Genomic DNA, 25,659 nt, shown 5'->3' with positions numbered 1-25,659 from the left:
AAGTCGACAACCAAGATGACAATACGGAAAATGAATCAAGTTGGCACAGTTTCGATTCAGTCCTGGCGATTTTCACTGCGTTCAAGGCGACGCAATGCTCCTTTCGAGAGTTTCCTCTTTTCGGGAACACTCTTTGTAGAGGTAGTTTTATTTTGAGGGTTGGAAACAGATTGAGGCTCTTCATTACCAGCAACGGTTGCTGAAGAGATAGTCTCCGGAGATGGAGATTCTGCAGAAGGAGGTTCAGGAATGGCTACCTCAAATGCCCGCTCAAAAGGAGTGTTTCCAAACATCTTCAGCAATTTGTATGAGGCTTCTGTTTTTTCGAGACGACTCAGATCAGATTGCGAATGGAAATAAACCTCTTTTCCGTATCCGACATTCATCGAATACTCTTCATCGAAATCGTTATTCGATAATGGACAACGTTTTTGCGTTGCCTGACCTGTCAGGAATATTTGATAATTGGCCGGAGCTGAATTCTGATCAGTTTCTTTTTTAAACATTTCGAGCGATTCCGCATTGCTGAAGAAGACGACTCCTCCTCGATAGTCTGTATGCAACTCGCGATCGACTTCCTCTCGCTCAACAGGACATTTGATCTTTTCGAGTGATACATTCTTAATGAACATCGCTTTATTGTCGCCTGTTTGTGGCTTGTTGTTTACCGGTGAAGCCTCTTGTGGCGTCGCAACTGGACCATTTCCGGACAGTGCCTTTGCAATACCTAAGATGGTTCCAACAAGTCCTCCTGGTTGTCCAGCACTAGGGGAACCCGGTTGTGCTTCTGTTTGTTCTGAAGTATTCGGCTTCATTTCTACAGGCACATTTTCCCCTGGCGATAAGCCATCTGGAAATGTTGATGAAGCGTCTGTCACGGTGACTTCCGTTGTCGAATTCACCAGATTGTCGAGAGCAACCACGTCCAAAGAGCTGATTGTTTGAGCGTATTCTGGTTTAGTCGGTAGAAATAGGAACGGTCCCAGATTCTTCTGAACCATAAAATTGATATCACCTTTGATTTCGAAATTTTTTCTCATCAGGATCTGTGGTAAACCTTTTTGCATTGCGACACCAACGGGCTCCCATCCTTTCTTTACAAATTCTGAAGGAGCTACGAACGTCATACCTTCAGTTTCTTCCTCATCGTAGCCTTCTAAATTCGGAGGCTCGTTCAGAGGCGTTGCGATCAATACAAGACCTGGCACTTTGATTTTTAGCTGATACTCTGTCGGGAATTTATTCCGCTTACCCTTTATAAGTGAAATATAAAACTCCTGCTCATTAAAGAAAGTAGGAAGTTGAGTCCAGTCAGGGTCCGCTGTGAATTTCACTAACCCCACTCCCTGGGGTTCCACACTTGCCAAATTGGGTGATTGCGCTGAAAGGGGAGCATTCAGCATCATGATTGGCAAGATCAGTAATAACGATCTGAAAATAGCTGTATAAGAGCGTGCCGTGTAGATAGACATAGGTCGAAACCTCGGAAAAATAGTTCAACAAGAGTTGCTGAAGTTGACAGAAAAAAACGTGGTATTCCGTTCCCTATGGTATCCGGAAATGCATGCAGTTTGTAAGAGGGACTTTTCGCTGGCACGGTTTTCGTTAAAAAATGTTCAATATTTCAAAAAAATTAATTAACCCTGATTTTAGACGAAATTTCACATCCTGTCTGGCCAGCCCACTTATGCGAGGATTGTAGCAACACTGATCAGGGACCGGGTTAGATGAAATGGTGCTTTCTTGCTTATTTGGAGGAAAATCGCCGACAACCCGTCCTCTAAAACAGCTCGCACATCATTTCCACTTCTCTCAAGCGAAATAATGCTGCCCTGATCTCCTTAAAATATTATGGATCGAGTTTCTGTTCAAAAGCAATCAAAGTCGATCCAATAAATGCCAATCATTACCATGAACCGGAAGGCCAGTTAATCGCTAAAGATTTCAACGGAAACGCACTCCATTCGGATCATTCTTTGGGTCGGTATTCGACCAGAAACAGGAAAAGTTTTTTCACAAATCCCAATCAAGTATCGAGACAGAAGAATTAAACTGATCATGCCAGTCGAACTTCCGCAAAACCCTCAAATTCCTACCAACGTCTCTCGACGTCTCGAACAGGTGTATCGCGAATTCGCCTCTCAAACGTTGCCAGCCTCCTTTGAAGAATTCATTCGTGACGAATGGGGAATTGATCTCTCTGCAAAATACGCTGGAATGACAATTCGGTCTCCTTTCGGAAAGGCGTCTGGGCAACTTTCGATGACAAGTCGTCAGGTCCGCGACGACGTCGACGCAGGTCTCGGTTTTGTCGTCCTGAAAACGGTCATCGCACAAAACCAGACGGGCCAGCAATCAATGCAGGCATGGTCCTCACCGGATACTAGAATGGTCGTAGAACGAATCCCAGGCAAACAAGGAGAGCCAGGATGGACGACCAGTTGGAAAGGGCGCGGATGGCACAAATCGTTTGGAGATTATCTGCAGTTGATTCAAGAAGCTAATGAAATCGCCGCAGACTCCGGTTGCTTAATTATCCCCTCATGCAAATATCACCTTCCGGCCACAATCAATGAAGCATGGAATATCGACGAATACAAATACACGACAAGGCACCTGCACGCAGCCTGGCAACGCTCCTATAATGGTCCCGCGAACCCGACGCCCCTGGAAAAAGATTTCAGCCCCACACTGGCAGGGGACAGTTTAAGCGAAGTACGAGAACCGATTTTGCATTGGCTTAACCAAGTCCCCGGTTTGATCCTAAACAGCCTGGAACCTGACAGTGCAGGAATTCGAATTGGAATGAAACTGTTCAACACACTATTCGATGATGATTTCCAAGTGGAACTTCTCTCAGCAATTCATTCGTCAAACGAATCGCCTGATTTTTATGTGTATGGGAATCGACTCTTCGACCCACAGCGAGAATTTGAAGGAACGCGTGGAATCGCCTACGGTGGTCCTGATTTGAGTGATCGTAATTTACGAGTGCTCACTCAATTTCGAAACAGTTCGCTCGGGTCGAATTTGTTGCCACATTCAGCCACAGGCAACATCAACAGTGGACGCAGAGCAGTGGAGTACATGCTGTGCGGTGCGGAGAACTTTCAGATCCACACTTATTTCCAATTGCCGGCTACTGAATTTTCGTGCCGCGTGGGAAACAAAACATACAAGGCCCTGCACGAACTATACTTCCATCCGCAGACCGGGCTCGTAGCTTGGCTTTTCCATCTGGCGAGCGAATTGAATCTGCTGGCAAATGAATTCTCGTTTCGAGACATCGTCCGTGAGATTCGTGAACGGCACCTTACCTTACGCATCTGAAGATTTCGTATCGACGACAAACACGAACAAAAAACAGCGATCGGAACAGAAGCTCCGATCGCTGTATTAATCTTAGATCACTACCGAGTAATTAAATCGTAGATTACATCCAGGTTTTCCACTCGTCAGCGTATTCACGCATCACCCATTGATCCAGCGATTCATTGTTGGTCGCTTTCAGGTTTTCTGCGTCCCATTCCACTTTGTTACCTGGGCCAGCGTGGAGTGCCAGGTTGCCGAGAAGAATGGTTTCGGTCAAACGGCCAGCGTAGCCGAAGTTCGACATAGCAGCGGGTCCGCCGGAAAGGGCAATAGCGTACTCGTCGAAGTGACCGGGCGAACGAGGAAGAGTCGGTTCCGGTTTTTTGTAGTCAGCATATTTGTCCTGGGGCAACAGGAAGAATTCTGAACCGTAATCGTTCGGTGAATACAGATATCCTTCGCTCCCTTTAAGGATACAACCACTGTTGTTGGCGGGTAGACCTTTAATAGCTTCGGCGATTTCGCCGCCGGGCAGGTTACCACCATCGTACCAGAAGAAAGTCACTGCCCCACGTTCATCAGTCGCGGGGAATTCGAACTTGATGATCGATTTGTTGGGGTAGGTTTCGCCTTCGAAGATGCCATCTTCGGTCATCAGTTCAACGGAAATCGGATCGAACAGGTTCAGTGCCATAATAGGCATGTTGGCAGTATGACAAGCCATGTCTCCCAGAGCACCCGTACCGAAATCGACCCATCCACGCCATTTGAACGGGTGGTAACCATCGCTGTAAGGACGCTGAGCAGCAGGTCCAAGGAAGAGATCCCAATTGACGTTGGCGGGAGGAGTTTCTTCTCCTTCTGGACGGGAAATTCCACTCGGCCAGACTGGTCGGTTCGTCCAAACGTGAACTTCAGTGACATCGCCGATATCACCAGCCCGAACAATTTCGACCGCTTCACGCAGACCAGTATTCGAAGTTCCCTGGTTACCCATCTGAGTGGCAACGCCTTTTTCTTCAGACATTTCCCGCATCATTCGAGCTTCTTTGATCGACCAGGTCAGAGGTTTCTGGCAGAAACAACCTTTGCCCAGTTTCATCGCCATCAGACTGGCAGCAGCGTGGCTATGGTCAGGTGTACTGACAGTAACCGCGTCGATATCTTTTTCCATACTGGTCAGCATTTCGCGGTAATCATTGAACCGTTCTGCACGACGGAAAGAACGGTCGGCTGCTTTTTTCTTCAGAAACAAATCGTCAATGTCACAAATCGCAACGACGTTTCCTGCTTGAGCAGCTGAGGAGGAATCGCTATTTCCTTTTCCAGCAACACCAATACAGGCAAAGTTGATTTTTTCGAGCGGTGACTTAGGGGCAGCGTAAGCAGTTTGATTGCCAACCCAAAGGGCGGTACTCAGGGCGGCTCCCTGTTTCATGAAGTCACGGCGATTTGTATTTTGAAACATTCGGTTTCTCCAAAGTGCAATAGTGTGAAGATGAGTGTTAGTCAAATTTTAAGTGTCATTACTGACGAAACCCGCTGTGGAAGTTCAGCTCCTGGACGTAACCGGGAGAGCACTCTTAAATTGAATTCGGTGAGTAACTCAAGTTTATAGACATACTTCCATAATAATATATACGGAAGATACGCATCAAAGGTGGGAACGTGAGGAAAGAGGCATGGGAATTCAAAGCTGTTCGTCAGTGAAAACATGACACGCGAGTGAACTCCATTAACTCGCAACAACTCCGAATTGAGCGCGACGACGCATAATGCATCAACGCACTCTTATTTTATCATACCACATTGCGAGGCGGCGCCCAGACTCCAGAAACGGCCATTCCAGAGAAAAATGACCATAAAAAAACAAGAAAATGCCGAAAAGTCACCCGATTTCAACCCAACTTTCGCTCTTGATCGTATCTGAAATCGCATGGACTATTGAGGCGTCAGAACGGTTGACCACGCCCTGTGAGTTGCAAGCCAGAAGCCTCTACTCCACAATTATCGTAGCCTAAAGGCATTCCCAACAGCTATTGAATTTAGTGGTTGATTCTGAATCCTTCAATCAGCCTTGATCTTGCGATATTCCGGCGAGCGTCGATTTTCATCGATACACGTCCTCCCTCTCTTTTCGCCTCTTCGAGAAACCGGTCCGGTATGAAAACGTTACTTTTAATGCGACACTCAAAATCGAGTTGGGACAACCCGGCCGACCAAGACATCGAGCGTCCTTTGAATTCCCGGGGGAAACGGGAAGCGACATTAATGGGCAAGCACTTGGTCAACGAAGGGCTGGAGCCTGACATGATTGTCTGCTCGAATGCGAAACGGGCGAGAAGGACCGCAGAAAAAGTAATTAAAGCGATGGATTGGAACGGACCTCTGGAAGTGAACCCTGACCTTTATTTCTCTTCAGTGATCTCGTATGTCGACGTCCTCAATCAGCAACTCGATAAACATGACCGCGTGTTATTGATTGGTCACAACCCAATTATCGAGGATTTTTTGAGTACTTTTACGGGAGGTTGGCGCGAAGCAAAAACATCAACAGTCGCGCAGCTTAAGATTGATATCAAATCTTGGTCAGACCTTTCACATAATACCAAAGCTCGCTTAAAAAACTTCTGGATACCTGCAATGCTAGAGAAGTAAACGCGAGGTGTATTGCAGATATTCTCCTGATGAAATGTAAAACTCTCATCAGGAATAAGTAAAGAGCCCATTGCTACCAAACAGGAAATAGAAACATGCGTCTCTGCTTAAAGACTGTTTTGCTCGTGCTGGGCATGTTGACTGTATTTATTTCTCCAGCCATTCTGTGGGCAGCCCCGCAGGAAAATCTGCCAAACGTGGTTATTCTTCTCGCGGATGATCAGGGGTGGGGAGACTTAAGTCTTCACGGTAATACAAACCTATCAACGCCCCACATCGACTCATTAGCAAACGAAGGAGCCCAGTTTGATCACTTCTTTGTATGTCCTGTCTGCGCACCGACGCGAGCCGAGTTCATGACGGGGCGATATTACGCGCGCACGGGTGTTCGTGGTGTCAGTACGGGCGAAGAGCGTATGAACCCGAATGAACTGACGATTGCCGACGTTTTTCAGACAGCAGGTTATGCGACGGGAGCATTTGGCAAATGGCATAACGGGACGCAGTTTCCCTACCATCCGAACGCGCGGGGATTTGAAGAGTATTTCGGTTTTACAGCGGGGCACTGGGGCCATTATTTCAGTCCGCTACTGGACCATAATAATCAACTTACTCTCGGCGAAGGTTACCTGACTGACGACTTGACGAATCACGCCATCGATTTCATCTCAACACAATATGCCGCCGACAAACCCTTTCTCTGCTATCTTCCTTTCAACATTCCCCACTCGCCGATGCAGGTTCCCGATAAGTTTTATGACCAAGTCAAAAACCGGGAACTAAAAATGCATCATCGTGACCCGGAAAAGGAGGAGGAACTGCACCTGCGAGCCGCGCTCGCGATGTGCGAAAACATCGATTTCAATGTCGGTCGGCTGCTTGCTCATTTAGACCAACTTAACTTGGCCGAGGATACGATCATCGTTTATTTCAGCGACAACGGTCCCAATGGTTGGCGCTGGAATGGAGACATGAAGGGCAAAAAGGGAACCATCGATGAGGGAGGCGTGCGAGTTCCCTGTCTGATTCGCTGGAAAGGGACAATTCCCGCCGGAACTGTGATCAAACCCATCGCAGGAGCGATTGATCTACTGCCCACGATTACCTCGCTAGCAGGAATTTCATTTGATCTCAAGTATCCGATCGATGGAAAAAATCTGGCACCACTTCTTCTGGGAGAAAAGGAAGATGAAGTTAACCGAAAGATTATCTCCTACCATCCTCCTCGTGAACGTCGGGGAAAAATCGTTGGTCCCCTTGTCAGCGTTCGTAGCCAACAGTATCGGCTAGATTCTCAGGGGCAACTGTTTGATATGTTCCAGGATCCTGGTCAACGCAACGATGTGGCTTCAGCTCATCCAGATATCGTCAATGAACTGCAGAAATCGTCCAACGAGTTTCTCGCAAGTCTGGGAGAAATTCCCACATCCGATACTCGTCCGTTCTCGGTTGGCGGGGCGAAGATCACACAGTTACCTGCACGCGATGGAGTTGCCCATGGCGAAGTCCAAAGAAGTGCGGGGGCTCCCAACTGCTCCTACTTCACTCATTGGACAGGCGCGGAGGGGGATAAAATCACTTGGCATGTAGACGTGTTGGACGACGCCGAATACGAAGTTCAAATTCACTATGCGTGCCGAGCTAAAGATGTTGGGGCTTCATTCGAAGTCCGTTTTCAGGATTCCCATCTCCAGGGCAAAGTGACTGAACCGAACGACCCGCCGCTGGTCGGGAAGGAACAGGACCGCACGAACGACCGTGGAAGCGAATCGTACGTAAAAGATTGGAAACCGATGACCGTCGGTACCATTCATCTGGAGAAAGGGGCAGGGCAGTTAACCTTAAAAGAGCTTAACGTTCCTGGAGACGAAGTCATGGAAGTTCGTTTGATTCAATTAATCAAACAGTGAGCAATCAAACAGTAAGCAAAATCTAATCGGAAACATGAGCTGACATAAAAAAACCGAAGTAGAAGAAACTCTTCTACTTCGGTTTTATGTTTTGGTTACCGCTGCTGAGTGAGATATTCAGCTATCACAGCAGTGGTTTTCGTTTTCGAACTCTCTGATCTTTTCGAGTCGGCGGGCATGTCGTCCTCCCTCGAACTTGGTTTCGAGCCAGATTTCGACCATCCGATGTACCAGGCGATCCCCCAGTAAGTCGGCGGAGAGACAAAGCACGTTGGCATCGTTATGCAAGCGGCTCATCTCGGCGGTTAAATCATCGTGGCATGGTGCGGCACGGACATCGGTAAATTTGTTGGCGACGATACACATCCCCATACCGGTTCCGCAAATCAGGATACCTCTATCAACCTCTTTGGTGGAAACAGCACGTGCGACTTTAGAAGCGTAATCGGGATAGTCGACGCTCTCTTCACCATCTGGTCCAAAATCCTGGCCTTCATGGCCTAGTGATTTCAGCAGATCGAGAATTTTACCTTTGACATCATAGCCGCGATGGTCGCTGGCCACAGCGATTTTCATAACGATAGACCTATTGATCGGTTAATTGAATATTATCAACTATGTCACGAACATATTGTTCGATCTGAGTTTTGCATTCTTCGTATTGAGCTCGTCCTGCTCCAATAGGATCGGAGACGTCGCTTCCATCAGAGGAAAGAAGTCGGACCCGGTCGTGAATGTCAGGACGAACTGATAACAACGAATCGAGATGTCCTCGAGTCATCACAAAAATATAATCTGCCTGATCGATAAGACGGTTCGTCAGAGGCTGACTCTGATGAACAGAAAGATCAACACCCTGTTCAGCAACAACGTCCACCGCTTCCACGGCAGCTCTCATTCCTGCCAGAGCAGACAGTCCTGCCGATTCGACAATGAATCCTCGTTCGAGAAGCTCATCATCCTGACATTGTAGCTTATCTGCGAGATATTTGCGGAATAAAACCTCTGCCATCGGACTGCGACAGGTATTGCCTGTACACACGAACAAAAACATATCGCTGGCCAATCTCCTTAAAGTTGCCGCTGAGACAACTCCTTTCTCTCTTAACTCCCACTCGGATTCGTCCACATGCACGACCGTAGCAGCTTGTCCGTATCGACTCGGTCCATCATCAATCACGAGCGCAGATTGATCTTTCAGGAATTCTTGCACGTCTGCGGCGGTCGTCAAGAGAGCGGATTTACCCCAACATTCTCGAATAGTGACCAGAGGTGCAGGCAGCAATTTCATTGCATCCTGAATCGAGTCGTGAGCCGGTACGCGATACTGTACGCGATTTTCATTTACAAGCAACTCTCTGACCGGTTTTGAAAAGGAAGAAAGCAAGGTTGGGACTGTTCCTGTGTCGATCTGGGTCGGAAGGGAAAGACTGACTGGACCCGGCCAGCAGCGGCGGCTCAGTTTTCGGCCAAATCCTTCCAGAACCCCGGTGTAATCGGCCAGTTCTGTCCCACTTTTTAAAGTGAGAAAGCAACTTCCACGCGTTTCCAGATCGCATGCATGTGCGTTCAAAACAGCCTTGAGCCGCTCAGCAGCGATTTTCTGCAGACTATAGCCGGTGATCAAATAACCGGTTTCGGAGGGGAAAACGACCAGTTCGCCATCGACGAGTGCCTGCACCGCGAGATGGATAATATCTCGAGGGTCATCCGAATTTCTGATATTCAGGACTTGCTGCATGAATGCGTCTATCGACTGTCTGACGGGAAGGGCAGGGGCGGAAGGTTAATAGAACTCTGCTAAAGGAAGTACGTTATCGTAACCGAAACAGTAAACTTTCTGTCGTTTCCTGTCTGAGTGTCGCCTGTTCAGGCGTTTGTCTCAGGCAGCGATCACTCCTGCCAGAAACAACCTATACCACTCAAATGAGGGCAACAGGCTGCAATATGAGAGTCACGCAGGATAGATAAATTCCTGCAGAAGAACAGGGCTTGGAACGCAGAGAAATCCGGCTTTCTGGTTGTGAACCCGGCGCTGCCACTATACTCTGCACAATATACCTCTTCAAGCAGAGCTTTATTATCAAATTCAAGAAGTCATCACTATTCTGTTGCTAACTGAGCGTCATTTGAGGAAAATTAACGGGTACTGGTCAATAATCTCTCCCCTCTGTCGAAGATTCTTGTATTGAAGAACGGCTTGACCGACGACCACGACCGAATCCAAATGACGATGGAAAGAATACACGCGGAACAATGCAACTGAAGCGACGCCGATCACGAATCAAGACCCTGTCGAAGAGAATGTTACGCCGGGTAGTGGAATTTAATGGCATTAGACGTTTGCCGTTTGAGCAATACCGCGACCACGTACAGCAACATTACGATGGCCCTGCTGGTGCTGTACTCACCATGGCCAGCATGATCTCCCTGCACGAACCTCTGATTGGTCATTTGATCCGTGGCAAAAAATTTGACGTCAGCCAGCGAAAATCGCTACTGGACGTCGGTTCCGGGGCAGGACAGGTCCTAGGCCACCTGCTGAAAGAAGTCGATATCGACGCGAATTTCGTCGCCTTCGATCTTTCCCAGAAAATGTTGCGGCGCGCCCGTTTACGCGTTAAGGACGAGCGGCCGAACTTCATCTCCGGAGACCTGATGCAGCTCCCTTTTGCCGATGAAAGCTTTGACTGCATCACCTGTGGTTGGGTCATTGAACATCTTCCCGACCCTATTCCGGGTCTGAAAGAGATGGGACGCGTCCTCGCACCAGGGGGCAGCATCCTGATCATGACGACTGAGGACACCTTCGCAGGTGCCATGACTAGCCGGACTTGGAAATGCCGAACCTATAACCGAAAACGGTTCCAGGAAGCGTGCGTCAAAGCGGGACTGCAATTGAAGGCCGAACTCTGGTTCAGCAAAATTCACCGTTTCTTCCGCATGGGTGGAATTCTTGTCGAACTGACTCGCGACGATATCCGTGCGATCACCGAAGACGAAACCACCTCACCGAACTCCGACAGCACCCCCGACCTGGCGACAAGCCGGTAACCGGGGAGGACTTCATCGACAGATTCACTATCGACAGACTCAGTTTTCGTAGCGGTTCTGATTCCAGTCTTTCGCCACGGCACAAAGTGTTTTGAGTGTTTCCGGATTATCGCTACAGGCGATGACTCCGGGAAGGCGGAGCATGCTGGCTCGTTCGTCGTTCCACAGTTCATCGAAATTGACCGGTTCGCTATTGTGTGCCCACAGAGCATCGCCACCCAGAATCCGAGCTATCTGTAGCGACACAGGGAAGTCGTAAATATTCGGTGTGTGAATCAACGAACCACCGAATTCTCCCCGTGCGAACAGTTCGTAAATGCAACCTGGCATCTCACTGGGAATGACCCCTTTCAGCCCCGCTTCCGTCACCTGGCGGGCTTTGTCCGGATCGTGTTGCTGAAAACCGATCATGTAGATACTGGGAGAATCGGGCCGCGTCGATGGGTCAATGGGAGTCATGCTGTCCAAAACCTCCCTCGCAGGCCGAGAAGGATCATCGAAGCCACAGCGAATCACGTCGCCCACCGCTTCGACCCACATTCCATGTTCGCCAGTCTCTGGAATGTACACCAGCGAATACAGAACCGTTTCCCGCGACCGGAGATTCAGCATGACGGCGTAACCGTTGCCGGAGCGATCCTGATACTGTTTGGTGCCGTCAATCGGATCGAGGCAAATTGTGTAGGGTGCGTCTTCCGAAAAACGGCCCATGTCTCCAGTAACTTCTTCTGCTTCCAGTCGACAGGTTTGAAAGATCGGGTCTTCATCCCGTAGTGCCGCGACGACCAGTTCCTGCACACTAAGATCAGCTAAGGTCAACGCGTCCGTGGTGGCATATCCCGATTCTTTATTCTCCACGCTGACATTGTATTGCCGCAGTAGTTTGGCAACCGCTCCCCCCCAGCGAAGTACGGAGGGCATCTTTTCAGCCAGAGCATCGGTAATCGGTTTCAATTCCATGATTTTAACCTTCAAGAAACAGACAGCCATCAATTCGGAAGCAGATCCATCAGTGACGGATCTTACTAGTGAAAAAGCAGTGCTCACCATATCGCCGTGCGATGAATTTTTCCAGTAACCTTTACCCGGCAGTTTCTACTCCGATTCAGGCCTCTATGAATTGTGTTTGTATGTAGATTAGCCGAATTGGACTGAATGTTTCTGAGCGGTTTTTTCCACTGATGAACTGAACATAAATGAATAGTTGGAGTTTAGAATCGACTTCTTGCTACCCGTCATAATCGCTGAACAGACATTTACTTAACGTAACATTCTCTGTACCACTCAATTCAAGTTCCACACCTTTCATTTCGTAATCATACCATTCCATTGGTATCTCGAAAAAACCTGCGTTCTCCACAACGACACGTAATCTGTCTTCAATCTCCTCGTATCCCAAAGGTGCATTGGAAAGGACTCTGCATCTAGCCGGACGGTCGTATTGCGTCCAATAATAAACATATGCAGGTACTATAAAGCTAAGCTTTATAGTAAGCTTCCAGTAACACTCATCGATTTCACTGTCGATTATCAATTCAAACCAGTTACAGAATCCGTAGTCAAAGGACGTGCAGTTGACAATTGAATGCGGAGCTGCAGCGGTGTGAAGAGAAGCAAAACCTCGACTCTCGTCCCACCCAAGGAGCCAACCGTTTGGCGGCTTATCTTGGAACTGAGTGTGTATTTCCTCTTTGATATCCTCCAAAGTTAACGGAATATTCATGGTGTTGCTTTCCTCGTAGTTGGAACCCCATGGATTCCATTGTTCGAACTCCAATGCACGAAGATTGAGATTATGGGATGGCCTACTGATGACATCCCGGTATGCTTGTAAAAGGTGAAAGATTCCTACATATGTCACATTCCCTCCCGACCCTGGCACAGTTTCCAACTGACAATGTCACTCCATTTACAATTTCGAGGTTTCCGATAATGAAATGTTCAATGAGACTCTTCCATGTTATCAGGTTCATTTTAGATATGTGATATGGTGAATTTTACCTGAGTCCAATTCGACTCGGACAACATCCCCATTGAAACTTAAGTGCATCGATAACTTCTTTGCCGTTGAGTTTCACCGGGAGGACTTTACTCTTTGAGATATAAGTGTGGCCGACATCGAACGGTAGATTTCGTGACTTGATTTTTCATTTGAGCTTCCCGTTTTTAGCTATCGCATACACATTATCCACCAAAATACTTTTCTGTTCAGGGACAGGCAATACGATAAATTCGTCATCGGTTTCAAGAACATGCTACGAATCAATCAAATTATTGAACTGGAATTCGTGTTCTCCAAATCAAAAAATGTTACCCTCACGTTTGCACTTCAATTTAGACCTCCACCTAGAGAATTTTCATCACGCATAAGTATTCTGAGCAGGATTAAACTCGCTCGAATATTTGAGGACTGCGAAAGTTTCTAGATCGGTTTGCCATTCGTTCAGAAATGAAATGTCAGACATCCGTAATCCTACGTCGACTGTGGGCATTTCAGCAAGTACCTCTCTCTTAACACCATCCTCTTCCTACACCTTGCTGACTTACCGAATGCGCTGTACACGATCTTATGTAGGTCTTAGGATACAATCTTCCTATCCTTATTTCGCCTAACCCCACGAGGGCGGTCACTCATGAAATCCAGATTGTGCTGCTGTCTATTTGGTATTATTGGCCTTTGCTTTCTGACGGGTGCTCATCCGCTGGCGGCGCCGAGGGTGACCAGCCTGACCAATCCCAATGTCGAGTACTCGGTCTCAACGACCGGAACGGCAATTCTTAGAGCGGGCGATACCATTCTCGTGATCGTCGATAATGGTCCGGGGAAAACTCAATTTACACCCGAGCACAAACCGGGGTACAACGGCATCGCTTACTGGGGACATGCAAAGCGCCAAGCCAACCTATTTGTTCCGACCTACGCTGGATTGAATTACGAACATATTCATGACGGTACAAACAAAGTGAAGCAGGAAATCTTCGAACCTCGTCGCAATCCGATGCAATTGAGAATCATCAACGATCGAACCGTCGAACTTTACCAGGGTCCTACTTTCAATTGGAAACTCGAAAGCTGTGGTCGGTATGAATTGAAAGCGGATGGTACGCTTGAATATACATTCGAATGTGTTCCTAAAGCAGCGACGTTTTCACAAGACTTCATCGGCCTATTTTGGGCCAGTTATATGCATGAACCTCCCAAAATCGGAATTAACTTCTGGGGCCAGAACAGCCAGGAAAACGACACCGACCCGGAGTGGATCAACTTGATCTCTCCCAGCCACGGCGTTCGGAGCACCCATCCCCCAGCAAACTATCCGCATACGATTGTCTTTGATGAAGGTTTCCCCATCACGCTCGCCAACCATCCTTCTGGCTACGTTCATATGGCACCTGGCTACTATGGTGTCAGTCATGACATGGCCTTCGTTCAACTCTTTCGACAACGGGACCAAATCTGGTTCGCCCAGTCTCCTACGGGTGGTGGCGGAAAAAATCCAGCGTGGGATTTTCAATGGTTCATTCCTGATTACAAAGTAGGCGAAGCGTATGGTTTCGTGATGCGTGCTGCTTATTTTCCCTACGAAAGTCACGAGAAGGTCGTCGAACGGGCAGGATTGATTATGGAGACGCTAAATAGCGAAGAGTAATCCCTGCCTCCATTCCTTGCCTGCCTCTCGTTCACTTCTCGATATAATTAACCATCGCGAAACTCATGATGATAGATTGAATGAGAGAAGGACGGCTTTGTGCTTGATATTTGACAGACGAAATGTGACGATATTTTATACTTGCATTTCTTCTATCCTCCATCAGCGAGCACATCATGCCGTTTACGATTAACGGAGTTGGAACGACTTACTTCGGTAAGAAAAACAAAAACGAATATCAAGGCAAATGTGAATTCTGTGGTCAGCCTTCTCAAATAATTGACTACGACACGCTGCACAGTGTCTGCCTGCTTTACATTCCCATTATCCCCCTTGGTCGCAAACGAGTGCTGGGCGAGTGTAATCATTGCGGCCAACATCGCACTTTGAAGCTGAGTGAATGGGAGGATTCGGTTGAATCTGCCTTAACCGAGAGCATGCTTCGGATGAAGGAAAAACCACACGATCTGGCAGCGGCTATCGAACTGCACCAGACCTTTCATCAAGCTGGTAAACAGGATCAGGCGGCTGAAATCGCCCGTGTGATCAAAGAACGCTTCCCACGAGATTTTGACGCTCACTATTATCTGACCACGTGGTACGAAATCACGGGACGGCCTGAAGATGCCCAGAAGAGCATTCGCAAAGCGTACGAACTAGCCCCACACAAACCAGAAGCGATCCAGGGCATGGCCGTCGCCTATATTCAGGAGGGAGAACCCGATCGGGCAGAAAAACTCCTCGAGGAATTAGAACAGGACGAGGAACATCACGACCCTGGTCTCTGGATCCTCCTGGCGGAGGCTTATCAGCAGCAGGGAGAACACAAAAGAGCGCATCAGCTTTTCACCAAATTGAAAGAGGAAAGCCCCGAACTTTCCCGGCACCCGGACTTCTCTAAAGCGGTGCGCAAAACAGAAAAGCATCTCAAACCGACCAATCGGATTTTAAAACCAGTCCCGATCTACCAGCAGCCCTGGGCGATTGTTTCGGCAGTGGTGCTGTTAATAGGCAGTGTCGTTGTGATGGGTTCGCTTTACCTTAAAAGCAATCGATCCGTGTATGTGCTGAATGGATTGAATGAACCAATCGAAGTGATGGTCGGAGAAGAATTGATCCACGTTCCGCCACTTAGTCAAACAGAAGTCTCCGTCAGCGAAGGTGCTCACACTGTCCAACTTCAAGCTCCTCTGAGTGAAGTCGAGAAGCGAGAACCGTATGACTTTACGATGGAATCCAGTTTCTTCAAACGCCTGATCGATGATACCGTCACCATCCTTGATCCGACCGAGTCTGCGGCCTACATGAAAGTGGTTGAATTTTATTCGGAGGATGAAGACCAGGACTTTAGCGAACGAGCAGCCAAAGAATCGCAAGTGTTTATGTTCGAAAAGTTAAAACAATTTGATGACATCAACTTTTACTTCGAAGAATTTCCGCTCGAAATTCATGTCTCTTCCAGTAATCCCACTGAAGTCCACCAGCGAACCGGCTTGAGGCTGATTCAAGATCGAGGTTTCGGTGCGGCGTATCTGCTACGAGAAATCGGCACTAACGGCATGAGCGAAAAGCAGATTGATACTCGCCAAACGCGGTTTCTGGAGCGTTATTTACCAGATGAGGATTCGCCGGAAGACCAACCTCTCGATGAAGATTTATCGTTAGTACTCCAAACTTATTCAACGGTGCTTACAGAACAGGAACAACTGGATCGATTTCGCTCCGTCATGATTCGCTGGTTGAAAGCACACCCGGACGAGTTCTTCTGGGCAGATTCCTATGGAGAAATGATGAATCGGCTGGACCGATTCACTGAAGGAACAGAAGACATCCAGAAATGGGCCGAGGAGTTCCCTGAGATTGCGACATTTCAATACATGCTGGCATCGGTGACGCCATCTCTCCAGAAACGGGTAGAGATTTATTCCGATCTCTATCAGAAACAGGCGGATAACAACCAACTTTTGAATGTATATAAACAAGCCCTTCACGCAGCTGGACAATATGAAAAAGCAATCGAGGTCGAAGAGGTCGGTTTTGCATTACGGAAGCAACGTTATTCAGACAACCCTCAATGGAACGACTTGGAAGTCGAGTTCCCCGAAAATAGTCAATCACTGTTCAAACTCGTTTGTCTCTTATGTCTAAGAGACCTAGAACAGATAGATCAGATCTACGCCGAACTTGCGGAATCAGAATTCACCGATATGGGTCTGTTACAATTTCGCATTGAAGAATTAATCGAGACAGGACGCTCTTCCGAAGTCCCGGCAGTAATAGAAGCATGGCAAGCGAACTACGATAAGAAATACGACCAGCAGACAGATTGGGTAGCACAGTTTCCCGAATTCTGGAAACTGTTTTGCTCGGGAGAATTCAAAGCCGCCATAGACATTCAGGAGAGCGGAGAGAGCCTCAAATACTACGATGAAGTTCGATACGAACTGATTTTGCTAACACAGGATGACTATCAAACCAAGATCAATACGATGATGAAAGAGCTCTCGGAAGTCTATGAAGTTGATCTCGATTTCGACCTATTCTCGTTCAAACTGATGGAAGCGATTCGCCTTCAGAAGGAAGGGAAGAATTCCGAAGCGGAGGCGGTTATCGATGAGTACTACACAACTCTCACCGATGCCTACAAGAATACAACCGGCCTTCGTAATATCCTCCAAGCGGAATCCGTCACTTGGGAAGAACTAACAGACCTTCCCGTCTACGATCATAATCGGCGACTACTCTTTAGATACCTTGCCTTAAAGCATGAAAATTTGTTTGAAAATGTTCGCAATTATCTGCAAGGTTATCACACGGTATCGAGCCTCGGTCATCAACTCGTCGATCAACAACTCGAACTGCGTTCTTTACCGCAGAAAGGTGAGCAGACAAACCCGTCCGAGGAAAACGTCCCAGCAAATCCAGAAAGCACAATTCCCGCGAAAGTGGAACGGCCCTCCGCTGAAACGGTTCCGGAACCTGCCGGAACCGAGTAGGGGAGAAGTCGGATATTGTTAAAGGATGACGTTTGCCTGTTGGTTTAATTCCGGGCTCAGGTTTGTGGCCGCATCCAGACGGCAACTGGTGAGCATGTTGCTGTTGTTGGCATCGGGCCATTCGATACTCGGCGTTTTCACACCGTCTCGTGTGTCTAACACGGTGCAACCGGTCAGCAAAGTATCCGTGCAGCCTTCGAGATACATGCCTGCGGGCAATCCATTGAAAACCTGCAAACCGGTAATACTCATACGCTGGCAATTGACCAACTCCACAAGTCCCCGCCTTTCGGCCACGTTTGGAAACGATTCCGTTTTACCGTGGATAATTGAACCTGAGATATTACAGTTATCACAGTTCACGAACTTCATGCCGGTACTGTCTTGCGTGTTTCGGTATTCTTCGTTGTAACCAAAACAGTTCGAGCCGACGACGATTTGTGTCGAGTCTTCGACGAGCAGACTACGTACATCGGCATTCCCCAAGTGGTTTCCGCTTAAGGTCACACCCATCGATGAACTGATATGAATATTCGTCGTCTGGCTCGTGATCAGATTACTGCTGATCGTCCAGAGACCGAATTTCAGGTTGCCTTGATCTTTGGAACCGATGATGCGGATATTGGCACCGTCGGGCGAAGGGGTTGCTTGAATCGTGTTACTGGTGATTGTCCCTTCGCGAACTGATCCATCCTGAATGTCGATATAAATCTCTGCGGAAGGAAGATCCTCCAAACCGAACACTTTATTATTGTTATATTCTATATCGTTACCCGTCACATGGAAGTTACGAATCTCTCCTCCCTCAAGCCGAATTCCACCCAACCGGTTGTAACTGATATGGCTATCACTCACGATCGCCTGATGAAGATTGCAGTGATCAAAGAAGACTCCCACCCCAGTGTTGTGGTAAATATGGCAGCCATCGATCAGGACATTCCGAGCGCGGCTGGTCACATGCACGCCATGATGAACGTTACGGATCAAGACACCCGTTAAAGTCGGTTGCATCACTTCTTCGATCCGGATTCCTTCCGCCTCTGGGTGTGTACCTTCGATTTCCAGATTGGCTATCTGCGGCATTCGCTCGTTCTGCCATTCTTCGGGACGAAAGGTCTTGGGATCAGCTGTTTTTCCATGGGATGCTTTCAGAAAAAAAGCAGGCCCAGCCCCCGCCATGATGATCTTGGCTACGCCACCATGGCCATGAATGGATCGGCGTCCAACGCGGGCAAGATCAACGACAATCGGTTTCGTAATCAGATAATTCCCCGCCGGTATTTCTACTGGACCATCACCTGTATCAACCGCATGCTGAATTGCAGCGGTATCATCCATTTTGCCGTCACCCATCGCTCCGAAATTTCGGACATCACTCATTAGCTTCTCTACTTTCCGGATATTTGCCGTGGTCCATTCGACCGAAGGCGTGTTCGTTGCTTCGTATTTTATTGAATTTTGTATTCTAAACGGTTTCGACAAGGGGAAACAACCACCCATTCTGAAGTTCTGTCGGCCAGTAGTCTCTGTTTCTGAAGTTCGATATGAGGTCAATCTGGAAATGAGAGCTATGTACGAGTTCTCGTATGCTGCCCCTTTGATATTCAACTTGGATCGGACTACAGTAGCGACTTAGAGCTAGCTTTATATTGCTTTCTATCGTCATTCGCTTCGATGACGTGACCTACTCTCATTTCTGCCACATCGCAGGTTAGAACTCCCTCCCCATGCCGCATGACGTTAATAAAGATTATGATCTGAATTCGCGTGCCCTGTTCAACATTGAAGAGGCGATTGATCTGGCCGACGAATTGAAGATCGAAGTGCATGAACTGGTTAACGGAGCACGGGTGCTCGATTTCGGCGTCAAAGTGCCGGGTGGACTTGATGCGGGCATCATGCTCGGTGGCATTTGCATGTCGAACCTGGGCGAGTTGTTTCTTTCTCATCGAGAAATCGGCGACATCACGTGTCCTCATGTGAATGTTTCCAGCGACCACCCCATCGCCGCCTGCTTGCTCAGCCAATACGCCGGGTGGAGCATTAATGTTGATGGCTACTTCGCCATGGGGTCCGGCCCGATGCGCGCAGTCGCTGCCAACGAATCTCTGTTTGAAAAACTGAAATACAGCGAAAAGGCCGAAACGGTCATTGGCGTCCTGGAAAGCCATCAGTTACCGACAGAAATGGTGGCTCGGTATATCGCTGAGAAAGCGAACGTCGAACCGAGTGATGTCGTGATGGTCGTGGCTCCCGCATCCAGTCTGGCAGGATCGATCCAAGTCGTCGCACGCTCTATCGAAACGGCGCTTCATCAACTTCTGGAACTCGATTTTGATCTTGGAAGGATCGAGAGCGCCATGGGAACGGCGCCATTGCCGCCGATTGCCGCCGATCCGCTCACGGGAATTGGCTGGACCAACGATGCCATTCTTTACGGCGGGCGAGTGCAAATTTGGGTGACGGGCGATGACGCTTCGCTTGAAGAGATCGGCCCCAAAGTTCCCGCGAATTCCTCAGACAAATTCGGGGAACCCTTCCTGAAGCTATTTGAAGAAGCCGATCGCGATTTCTACAAGCTCGATCCCGCACTGTTCAGCCCCGCAGAAGTCACCTTCCAGAACCTCTCCACAGGACGCACCTTCACCTTTGGAGAGTTACGCCCTGATGTCCTGAAGTCTTCCTATGGTTGGTAACAACCACAGCGAATAAATTCATTCAGGATTTTACTGCGGAATGAATTCCGGCTAGTAGACGTTCGACATCGGCTTCGCTGTTGTAACCATGAATTGCGATACGCAGACGTCCGGCGTGGTACATCAAATGGATGTTCTCGGCGTGCAGGTGTTTGTAAATTCGTTCGGCATCGGGGTGGCGGAACGCCATGATCCCCGCTTGATTAGCCGGATCGGAGGGAGTCAGCATTTCGACGTCGAGTTTGTTTAACTCCGCGAAACAATGATCGTACAAGGGTTGGCAATAGTCGTTGATTTTCGGAATTGATTGTTGCCGAATGTATGATAGACCGGCTTCAATCGCATAGATTGCAGGGTAGTTAGGCATCCCCACGGAAAAGCTGGCGGCTCCTTGTTTAGTCACGGTTTTTTCAAAGCGATCAGCTTCGAACGCATTTTGCAGATTGAACCAGCCTCCGGCAGGGACGGTCCATTCCGCTGCGCGATGGGCAGGGACTCCTACCAAGCCGCCACCATGACTGGCCAGAATCCATTTGTGGGTTGAACTGATAATCAGGTCCACGTCGGAAAGTTCCAGTGGAATACGCCCCAATCCCTGTGTGACATCCAACGCGAACAGGGCTGGGGAATGGGCTCGGACCAATCGAGTTACTTCAGGGACATCAATCTTAAATCCATTGAAGAAGCTTACGAGCGAAGTCGTGACTAATCGAGTCCGTGGAGACAGCAACGGTTTCAGATCGTCAGGGTGTAAAGCAAAGTCTCGTGACTTCCAGACTTTAACGGTCGCGGGAGAAGACTCCTGCAACCAGGGGGTGGAACCGGCAGGAAAATCGAGATCATTGATGACGACTTCATCACCCGGTTGCAGCTGTAATGCTAACGCTGCCAGGTTAAATGCTTCGGAAGAGCAAGAACAGAAGCTGACTTCATCCGTCGACAGTCCGTAAGCGTCTGCGAGTTCCTGTTTCGCTCGGTCCCAAACCGCCTCGTGTTTTGCGCGGCCATCCATACCCAATAATTTGTCCTGCCCATATTGCTCCAATGCGTGAAGGACAGAGAGAGGGGGAATACCTTCAGCGGCTGTATTGAAGTAACTACGACCTTCGAGCGACGGAAAGTCGGCGCGGCGGGATTCAGGGGTGAACATGAGGGGAGTTCTTTTCGGATAAAAACCGACTGGGGAACGCGCTGCCCATTAGTTTTGCAGGTTCAGTCGCGGCAACACTTGGGAATCAGGAAAGCTTCTGCAAAATCAGGCAATGATATCGTGCACGACATTCCCGGCGACATCGGTCAATCGGAAATCGCGACCCGCATATCGATAGGTCAGCTTAAGATGATCAAGGCCCATCAAGTGCAGGAGCGTCGCGTGCATATCGTGAACGTGAACTTTGTTTTCAACGGCGTAAAATCCGTAGTCGTCCGTGGCACCGTAAGAGATCCCCGGTTTCACACCACCACCCGCCATCCACATCGTGAATCCTTCCGGGTTATGGTCGCGACCATCGTTGCCGCCCCCTTGTACGGTGGGCGTTCGACCAAACTCCCCCCCCCATACGACCAGAGTATCTTCAAGCAAGCCACGCTGTTTCAGGTCTTTCAGCAACCCAGAAATTGGCTTATCAACTTCCTTCGCGTTGATAGGATGCTCCTTGCGAAGTTCCCCATGCTGGTCCCACTGAACGCGGGTATTGCTATGCGTGATTTGCACAAAGCGGACTCCTCGTTCGCAAAACCGACGTGCCATCAGGCATTGCCGTCCGAAATCTGCAGTTTCAGTTTCGTCCAGACCATAGAGATGGTGAGTCGCGGCGGACTCTTGTGTCAGATCGACCGCATCCGGCATTTCCGACTGCATCCGAAATGCGAGCTCGAAAGATGCCGTCCGTGCTTCGAGCGCCGATTCCGGACCTGTTCGATTCAGGAGATCCTGATTCATCTGGCGAATCATATCGAGCTGCACACGCTGCGATTTACGGGAGAGTTTTAAGTTCTCGATAAATTGTACTCGCGCCTCTTCCGAAGAAAGGCTGGCATTTCCCAAGGGCGTTCCCGCACAGGCAGCCGGAAGGAATGCGGAACTCCAGTTTTTCACGCCACCATGAGCGAGTGTCGGACAGATGGTAATGAAGCCCGGAAGGTTGTTGTTTTCCGAACCGAGTCCGTAATTCACCCAGGCCCCCATACTGGGCCGGACAAAGTTATCGCTCCCGGTATGCAATTTCAAAGCGGCGCCACCGTGAGCCGGATTTGTACCGTGGCAGGAATTCAGAAAACAGATATCATCGACACATTCAGCAACGTGCGGAAAAAGTTCACTGACATGTTTTCCCGATTCGCCGTATTGTTTGAATTTCCAGGGTGATGCGAGCAAGTTTCCCGTCGGAGCGAACTGCACGCGAGGTTTGTCGAACGGCAACTCTTTGCCAGTATCCGCTTGAAGTTTGGGTTTGTAATCGAAGGTATCGACCTGGGAAGGGCCTCCCTTCATAAACAGAAAGATGACTCGCTTGGCCCGCGCGGGAAAGTGGGTCATGCTGTCAGAAGATGCACGCGGACCAGCCGCAGCCTGTAATGATTCGCCGCTGAGCATCGAAGCCAGCGCAAGGTATCCGAATCCAACGGCACTCTGCTTGAGCATCTGCCGACGGGACCCGGGCATGTTGAGCACTTCATGCATCTCTTCGAAATCACGTTTCTTCATAATCCCTATTTCTTCACAAGTAGAAGCTGTCCTGAACCCCGCTGATGGGTTAATTGGTAGCTGATATTACAGGATGGGTTCTCATCTCTTTCGCTGTACGATTTGCAATAGACCTAACTCAACAAACAGAATTTCAACTAACAGAGAAGAGGAATGCTTATCGCAGGTAAGTAAACTCGTTCGCCGCTAGAACGGCATGGCACAAGGCCTGCCAGGTTGCCGCCGTCACCGCTGACTCTTCCGCATCTGGATGATCACTCTTCCAGACGTCGGGAAACTCGGCGAGAAAATTCTGTACCCGCTCCTGCTCTTCAGTAGTAGCAAGTCGTCCGTAGCTTTTGACGTATAACAGGTTGGTGCGAGCCGGAACTTCTGATTCCTGGGCAATCAACCAGTTCGCATACGCCGTTGTCTGCTCTTCCAGGAAGGGTGAGTTCATCAGAAAGAGCGCTTGGGTGGCGACTGTACTCGTCTGACGGTCTCCATTTAAAACACTCGCATCGGCATAATCAAACAGTGAGAATACGGGATGCAGGTGATTACGTATCACGGGGAGATAGATAGAACGACGACCAAAATCGTAGTCCACATTTTCTTTCGACTCATGATTAAAAACAAAGGCCCGGTTATCGACGTTAAGTAAATTGCCCCCCATTTCGCGATCCAATGTTTCGGCGACGGCTAGAACAGCGTCTCGAATCGACTCCGCTTCCAGTCGACGTGCGTTGAATCGCCAGTAGTAGACGTTGCCCGGATCACGTTCCGCAGTAGTCTCATCATATTCGCTACTCATCTGATAGGTACTCGACAGCATCATTAAGCGATGCATTTCTTTCAGCGAATACCCTTTCTCAATAAAGGTCGCCGCCAACCAATCCAGCAATTGAGGATGTGTTGGTTTCGAGCCTTGTAAACCAAAATTGTCCGGAGTCGTTACGATTCCTTCACCGAAATGCCAGCGCCAAATGCGATTGACCATGACCCTTGGCATCAATGGATGCTCTTTATTGGTTAGCCAGTTAGCCAATTCAAGACGACCACTCTGGGCGTCGGGAATCTTGTATTCAACGGGAATTTCAATGACCTGCGGGAATCCGCGTGCGACGGTATCTCCCAAGGTCAGGTGTGATCCTCGAATATGGATCTGAATGTCCTCAGCCTCGCCCTCTTTCACGCTCATCGCGGTGGGAAGTACAGGAAGGTTGGCTTCCAGATTTTTCTGCTCTTCACGGAGTGTTTTTAATTGAGTCTGTTCTTCAGCAGTGAATTGTGTTTCGGGTTTCTCAGAAAGCTTTCCATCGGGTGCCAGACGTTGTTTCAAGCTTTCCGTTGCTGAGGCAACTAACCCTGTGATCTCTGTTTTTTTAGCTTCGATCTTCGCCTGTTGAGCTTCTTTCTGAGCTTGTTGATCGGGGGATGCAATCTCGTTTTCGTTCCATTTGGCGACGATCTTGAAACTCTCCATCGTCTTCGTGCTTTTCAGAATGCCAGCCATGGCATAGTAGTCGGCTTGAGCCACCGGATCAAATTTATGGTCGTGGCAGCGAGCGCACCCGAGTGTCAGACCCATCAAGGAGCGTCCAACCGTATCAAGCTGCTCGTCGATGATGTCCATTTCCATCTTTATCGAATCAACTTCGGCCAGCACTTTAGGACCAAGAGACAGAAAGCCTGTCGCGATCAGTCGCTCGTTTTTCAGATGGTAGTCGGTCTCGGGTTCTACCGCGTTCAGCAGATCTCCGGCGAGTTGTTCTTGCAAAAACTGATCGTAAGGTTTGTCATTATTGAGCGACTCAATCACATAGTCGCGATATCGCCAGGCGTTACCATGGGCGACGTTCTCATCAAGTCCATTGGAATCGGCGTAGCGTGCGACATCGAGCCAGTGACGCCCCCAGCGTTCTCCGTAATGAGGCGAATCGAGCAATCTGTTGACAACAGTCGAAAATGCCTCCGGCGAATCGTCTGCCAGGAAAGCATCGATTTCTTCCGGTTTGGGAGGCAAGCCTGTTAAATCAAACGTTGCGCGACGAATCAAAGTCCGTTTGTCAGCAGGTGCGAGCGGTTGAAGCTGTTGGTTTTCAAGTGATTTGAGAATAAACGCATCAATCGGGTTTTTGACCCATTCTTCTGATGTTGCTGTTAACTGGGGGATTTCCGGTTTTTGAACTGGCTGAAATGCCCAATGCTGACGGCCTGCTTCAAAATCGACACCCGATTTTTTTATAGTGTCCGTAATCTGATCACTTTCCGGGTGTGGTGCTCCCATTTCGACCCACCGCTTCAGGTCAGCAATGGCTGACTTGGGCAGTTTCTCATCGGGCGGCATCTGTAATGTGCCATCCTGATACCCAATGGCTGTGATAATCAAGCTACTGGCTGGTTTCCCCGGAATCAGAGCCGGTCCTGCTTTTCCCCCATGCAGCATGCCGGCCAGATTGTCGAGTCGCAAATCAGACTCGGCCAGATCTTCGCTGTGGCAATCTACACAGGAGTTTAGCAGCAAGGGACGAATCTTCGTTTCGAAGAATCGGAGTTGTTCTTCCGTCGGTTTCTCTGCAGCTTTCGCGTCAGAAGAACAGAGCAGACAGACAGCGATCATAGCCAGGCTGGCTAAGAACCAGCGGCTTCTATTTTCATTGATCAATTGTGACGATATCCGTTTCATATTTTTCA

17 protein-coding genes are annotated in these 25,659 nt (G+C 48.8%); 7 read left to right on the top strand and 10 right to left on the bottom strand.

Annotated features, from left to right (window positions below; all coding sequences use genetic code 11):
* Positions 1 to 56: 56 nt before the first annotated feature.
* Positions 57 to 1,472, bottom strand: coding sequence for a hypothetical protein (locus Pla110_RS09220; RefSeq protein ID WP_144995379.1), 1,416 nt, complete (start codon positions 1,470 to 1,472; stop codon positions 57 to 59).
* Between the two features lie 586 nt (positions 1,473 to 2,058).
* Between Pla110_RS09220 and Pla110_RS09215 the strand changes: the two genes are divergently transcribed.
* Positions 2,059 to 3,330: a beta/alpha barrel domain-containing protein gene (locus Pla110_RS09215; RefSeq protein ID WP_144995377.1), complete on the top strand. Its 1,272-nt coding sequence runs from the start codon at positions 2,059 to 2,061 to the stop codon at positions 3,328 to 3,330.
* 103 nt (positions 3,331 to 3,433) lie between these two features.
* On the opposite strand, the gene Pla110_RS09210 is transcribed toward Pla110_RS09215, so the two are convergent.
* Positions 3,434 to 4,780 (bottom strand): Gfo/Idh/MocA family protein, encoded by a 1,347-nt coding sequence (locus tag Pla110_RS09210; protein ID WP_144995375.1) that lies wholly within the window; start codon positions 4,778 to 4,780, stop codon positions 3,434 to 3,436.
* 695 nt (positions 4,781 to 5,475) lie between these two features.
* On the opposite strand from Pla110_RS09210, the gene Pla110_RS09205 reads away from it, so the two are divergent.
* Positions 5,476 to 5,970 (top strand): SixA phosphatase family protein, encoded by a 495-nt coding sequence (locus Pla110_RS09205; protein ID WP_144995373.1) that lies wholly within the window; start codon positions 5,476 to 5,478, stop codon positions 5,968 to 5,970.
* 95 nt (positions 5,971 to 6,065) lie between these two features.
* Positions 6,066 to 7,880 (top strand): arylsulfatase, encoded by a 1,815-nt coding sequence (locus tag Pla110_RS09200; protein ID WP_144995371.1) that lies wholly within the window; start codon positions 6,066 to 6,068, stop codon positions 7,878 to 7,880.
* A gap of 117 nt (positions 7,881 to 7,997) precedes the next feature.
* Here Pla110_RS09200 and rpiB read toward each other — a convergent pair whose 3' ends face one another.
* Positions 7,998 to 8,456, bottom strand: a complete 459-nt coding sequence (gene rpiB, locus Pla110_RS09195; protein ID WP_144995369.1) for a ribose 5-phosphate isomerase B — start codon at positions 8,454 to 8,456, stop codon at positions 7,998 to 8,000.
* A gap of 10 nt (positions 8,457 to 8,466) precedes the next feature.
* A complete protein-coding gene (locus Pla110_RS09190; RefSeq protein ID WP_144995367.1) occupies positions 8,467 to 9,621 on the bottom strand; it encodes an arsenate reductase/protein-tyrosine-phosphatase family protein in 1,155 nt (384 codons plus the stop codon).
* A gap of 563 nt (positions 9,622 to 10,184) precedes the next feature.
* On the opposite strand from Pla110_RS09190, the gene Pla110_RS09185 reads away from it, so the two are divergent.
* On the top strand, positions 10,185 to 10,934 hold the full coding sequence (locus tag Pla110_RS09185) for a class I SAM-dependent methyltransferase (protein ID WP_197440621.1): 750 nt from the start codon (positions 10,185 to 10,187) through the stop codon (positions 10,932 to 10,934).
* Between the two features lie 39 nt (positions 10,935 to 10,973).
* Here the strand turns inward: Pla110_RS09185 and Pla110_RS09180 are convergent, their stop codons facing one another.
* On the bottom strand, positions 10,974 to 11,894 hold the full coding sequence (locus Pla110_RS09180) for an inositol monophosphatase family protein (RefSeq protein ID WP_144995363.1): 921 nt from the start codon (positions 11,892 to 11,894) through the stop codon (positions 10,974 to 10,976).
* A gap of 268 nt (positions 11,895 to 12,162) precedes the next feature.
* Entirely contained in the window at positions 12,163 to 12,657 is a 495-nt protein-coding gene (locus Pla110_RS09175) for a hypothetical protein (protein WP_144995361.1), read from the bottom strand.
* A gap of 910 nt (positions 12,658 to 13,567) precedes the next feature.
* Here Pla110_RS09175 and Pla110_RS09170 point away from each other — a divergent pair.
* Together Pla110_RS09170 and Pla110_RS09165 are read left to right on the top strand one after the other, a co-directional pair.
* Positions 13,568 to 14,584: a hypothetical protein gene (locus Pla110_RS09170; protein ID WP_144995359.1), complete on the top strand. Its 1,017-nt coding sequence runs from the start codon at positions 13,568 to 13,570 to the stop codon at positions 14,582 to 14,584.
* Between the two features lie 176 nt (positions 14,585 to 14,760).
* The gene (locus Pla110_RS09165; RefSeq protein ID WP_144995357.1) at positions 14,761 to 17,580 is read left to right on the top strand and encodes a tetratricopeptide repeat protein; all 2,820 of its coding nucleotides are present in this window, start codon (positions 14,761 to 14,763) and stop codon (positions 17,578 to 17,580) included.
* An 18-nt stretch (positions 17,581 to 17,598) separates the two neighbouring features.
* On the opposite strand, the gene Pla110_RS09160 is transcribed toward Pla110_RS09165, so the two are convergent.
* A complete protein-coding gene (locus Pla110_RS09160; protein WP_197440620.1) occupies positions 17,599 to 18,960 on the bottom strand; it encodes a right-handed parallel beta-helix repeat-containing protein in 1,362 nt (453 codons plus the stop codon).
* 347 nt (positions 18,961 to 19,307) lie between these two features.
* On the opposite strand from Pla110_RS09160, the gene mch reads away from it, so the two are divergent.
* Positions 19,308 to 20,276, top strand: coding sequence for a methenyltetrahydromethanopterin cyclohydrolase (gene mch / locus Pla110_RS09155; protein ID WP_144995353.1), 969 nt, complete (start codon positions 19,308 to 19,310; stop codon positions 20,274 to 20,276).
* A gap of 22 nt (positions 20,277 to 20,298) precedes the next feature.
* Here mch and Pla110_RS09150 read toward each other — a convergent pair whose 3' ends face one another.
* The 3 genes from Pla110_RS09150 to Pla110_RS09140 all read right to left on the bottom strand — a co-directional run bounded on the left by Pla110_RS09150 (position 20,299) and on the right by Pla110_RS09140 (position 25,651).
* Positions 20,299 to 21,426 (bottom strand): aminotransferase class V-fold PLP-dependent enzyme, encoded by a 1,128-nt coding sequence (locus Pla110_RS09150; protein WP_144995351.1) that lies wholly within the window; start codon positions 21,424 to 21,426, stop codon positions 20,299 to 20,301.
* A 105-nt stretch (positions 21,427 to 21,531) separates the two neighbouring features.
* Positions 21,532 to 22,941 (bottom strand): DUF1501 domain-containing protein, encoded by a 1,410-nt coding sequence (locus Pla110_RS09145; RefSeq protein ID WP_144999656.1) that lies wholly within the window; start codon positions 22,939 to 22,941, stop codon positions 21,532 to 21,534.
* 199 nt (positions 22,942 to 23,140) lie between these two features.
* Complete coding sequence (locus Pla110_RS09140; RefSeq protein WP_197440619.1) at positions 23,141 to 25,651, bottom strand: PSD1 and planctomycete cytochrome C domain-containing protein; 2,511 nt, start codon at positions 25,649 to 25,651, stop codon at positions 23,141 to 23,143.
* Between the last annotated feature and the right edge of the window lie 8 nt (positions 25,652 to 25,659).

Source organism: Polystyrenella longa (assembly GCF_007750395.1).
Taxonomy (GTDB): Bacteria; Planctomycetota; Planctomycetia; order Planctomycetales; family Planctomycetaceae; genus Polystyrenella; species Polystyrenella longa.
The sequence above is the reverse complement of the archived record's forward strand: the minus strand, read 5'-3'. Positions and strand labels throughout refer to the sequence as shown.

What these genes read in the sequence shown, in the direction of transcription:
- Pla110_RS09140 (WP_197440619.1), bottom strand. Translation starts at nt 25,651, where the DNA reads ATGAAACGGATATCGTCACAATTGATCAATGAAAATAGAAGCCGCTGG.
- Pla110_RS09170 (WP_144995359.1), top strand. Translation starts at nt 13,568, where the DNA reads ATGAAATCCAGATTGTGCTGCTGTCTATTTGGTATTATTGGCCTTTGC.
- Pla110_RS09180 (WP_144995363.1), bottom strand. Translation starts at nt 11,894, where the DNA reads ATGGAATTGAAACCGATTACCGATGCTCTGGCTGAAAAGATGCCCTCC.
- Pla110_RS09205 (WP_144995373.1), top strand. Translation starts at nt 5,476, where the DNA reads ATGAAAACGTTACTTTTAATGCGACACTCAAAATCGAGTTGGGACAAC.
- Pla110_RS09220 (WP_144995379.1), bottom strand. Translation starts at nt 1,472, where the DNA reads ATGTCTATCTACACGGCACGCTCTTATACAGCTATTTTCAGATCGTTA.
- Pla110_RS09175 (WP_144995361.1), bottom strand. Translation starts at nt 12,657, where the DNA reads ATGAATATTCCGTTAACTTTGGAGGATATCAAAGAGGAAATACACACT.
- Pla110_RS09210 (WP_144995375.1), bottom strand. Translation starts at nt 4,780, where the DNA reads ATGTTTCAAAATACAAATCGCCGTGACTTCATGAAACAGGGAGCCGCC.
- Pla110_RS09150 (WP_144995351.1), bottom strand. Translation starts at nt 21,426, where the DNA reads ATGTTCACCCCTGAATCCCGCCGCGCCGACTTTCCGTCGCTCGAAGGT.
- mch (WP_144995353.1), top strand. Translation starts at nt 19,308, where the DNA reads ATGCCGCATGACGTTAATAAAGATTATGATCTGAATTCGCGTGCCCTG.
- Pla110_RS09190 (WP_144995367.1), bottom strand. Translation starts at nt 9,621, where the DNA reads ATGCAGCAAGTCCTGAATATCAGAAATTCGGATGACCCTCGAGATATT.
- Pla110_RS09145 (WP_144999656.1), bottom strand. Translation starts at nt 22,941, where the DNA reads ATGCCCGGGTCCCGTCGGCAGATGCTCAAGCAGAGTGCCGTTGGATTC.
- Pla110_RS09160 (WP_197440620.1), bottom strand. Translation starts at nt 18,960, where the DNA reads ATGAGTGATGTCCGAAATTTCGGAGCGATGGGTGACGGCAAAATGGAT.
- Pla110_RS09200 (WP_144995371.1), top strand. Translation starts at nt 6,066, where the DNA reads ATGCGTCTCTGCTTAAAGACTGTTTTGCTCGTGCTGGGCATGTTGACT.
- Pla110_RS09185 (WP_197440621.1), top strand. Translation starts at nt 10,185, where the DNA reads ATGTTACGCCGGGTAGTGGAATTTAATGGCATTAGACGTTTGCCGTTT.
- rpiB (WP_144995369.1), bottom strand. Translation starts at nt 8,456, where the DNA reads ATGAAAATCGCTGTGGCCAGCGACCATCGCGGCTATGATGTCAAAGGT.
- Pla110_RS09165 (WP_144995357.1), top strand. Translation starts at nt 14,761, where the DNA reads ATGCCGTTTACGATTAACGGAGTTGGAACGACTTACTTCGGTAAGAAA.
- Pla110_RS09215 (WP_144995377.1), top strand. Translation starts at nt 2,059, where the DNA reads ATGCCAGTCGAACTTCCGCAAAACCCTCAAATTCCTACCAACGTCTCT.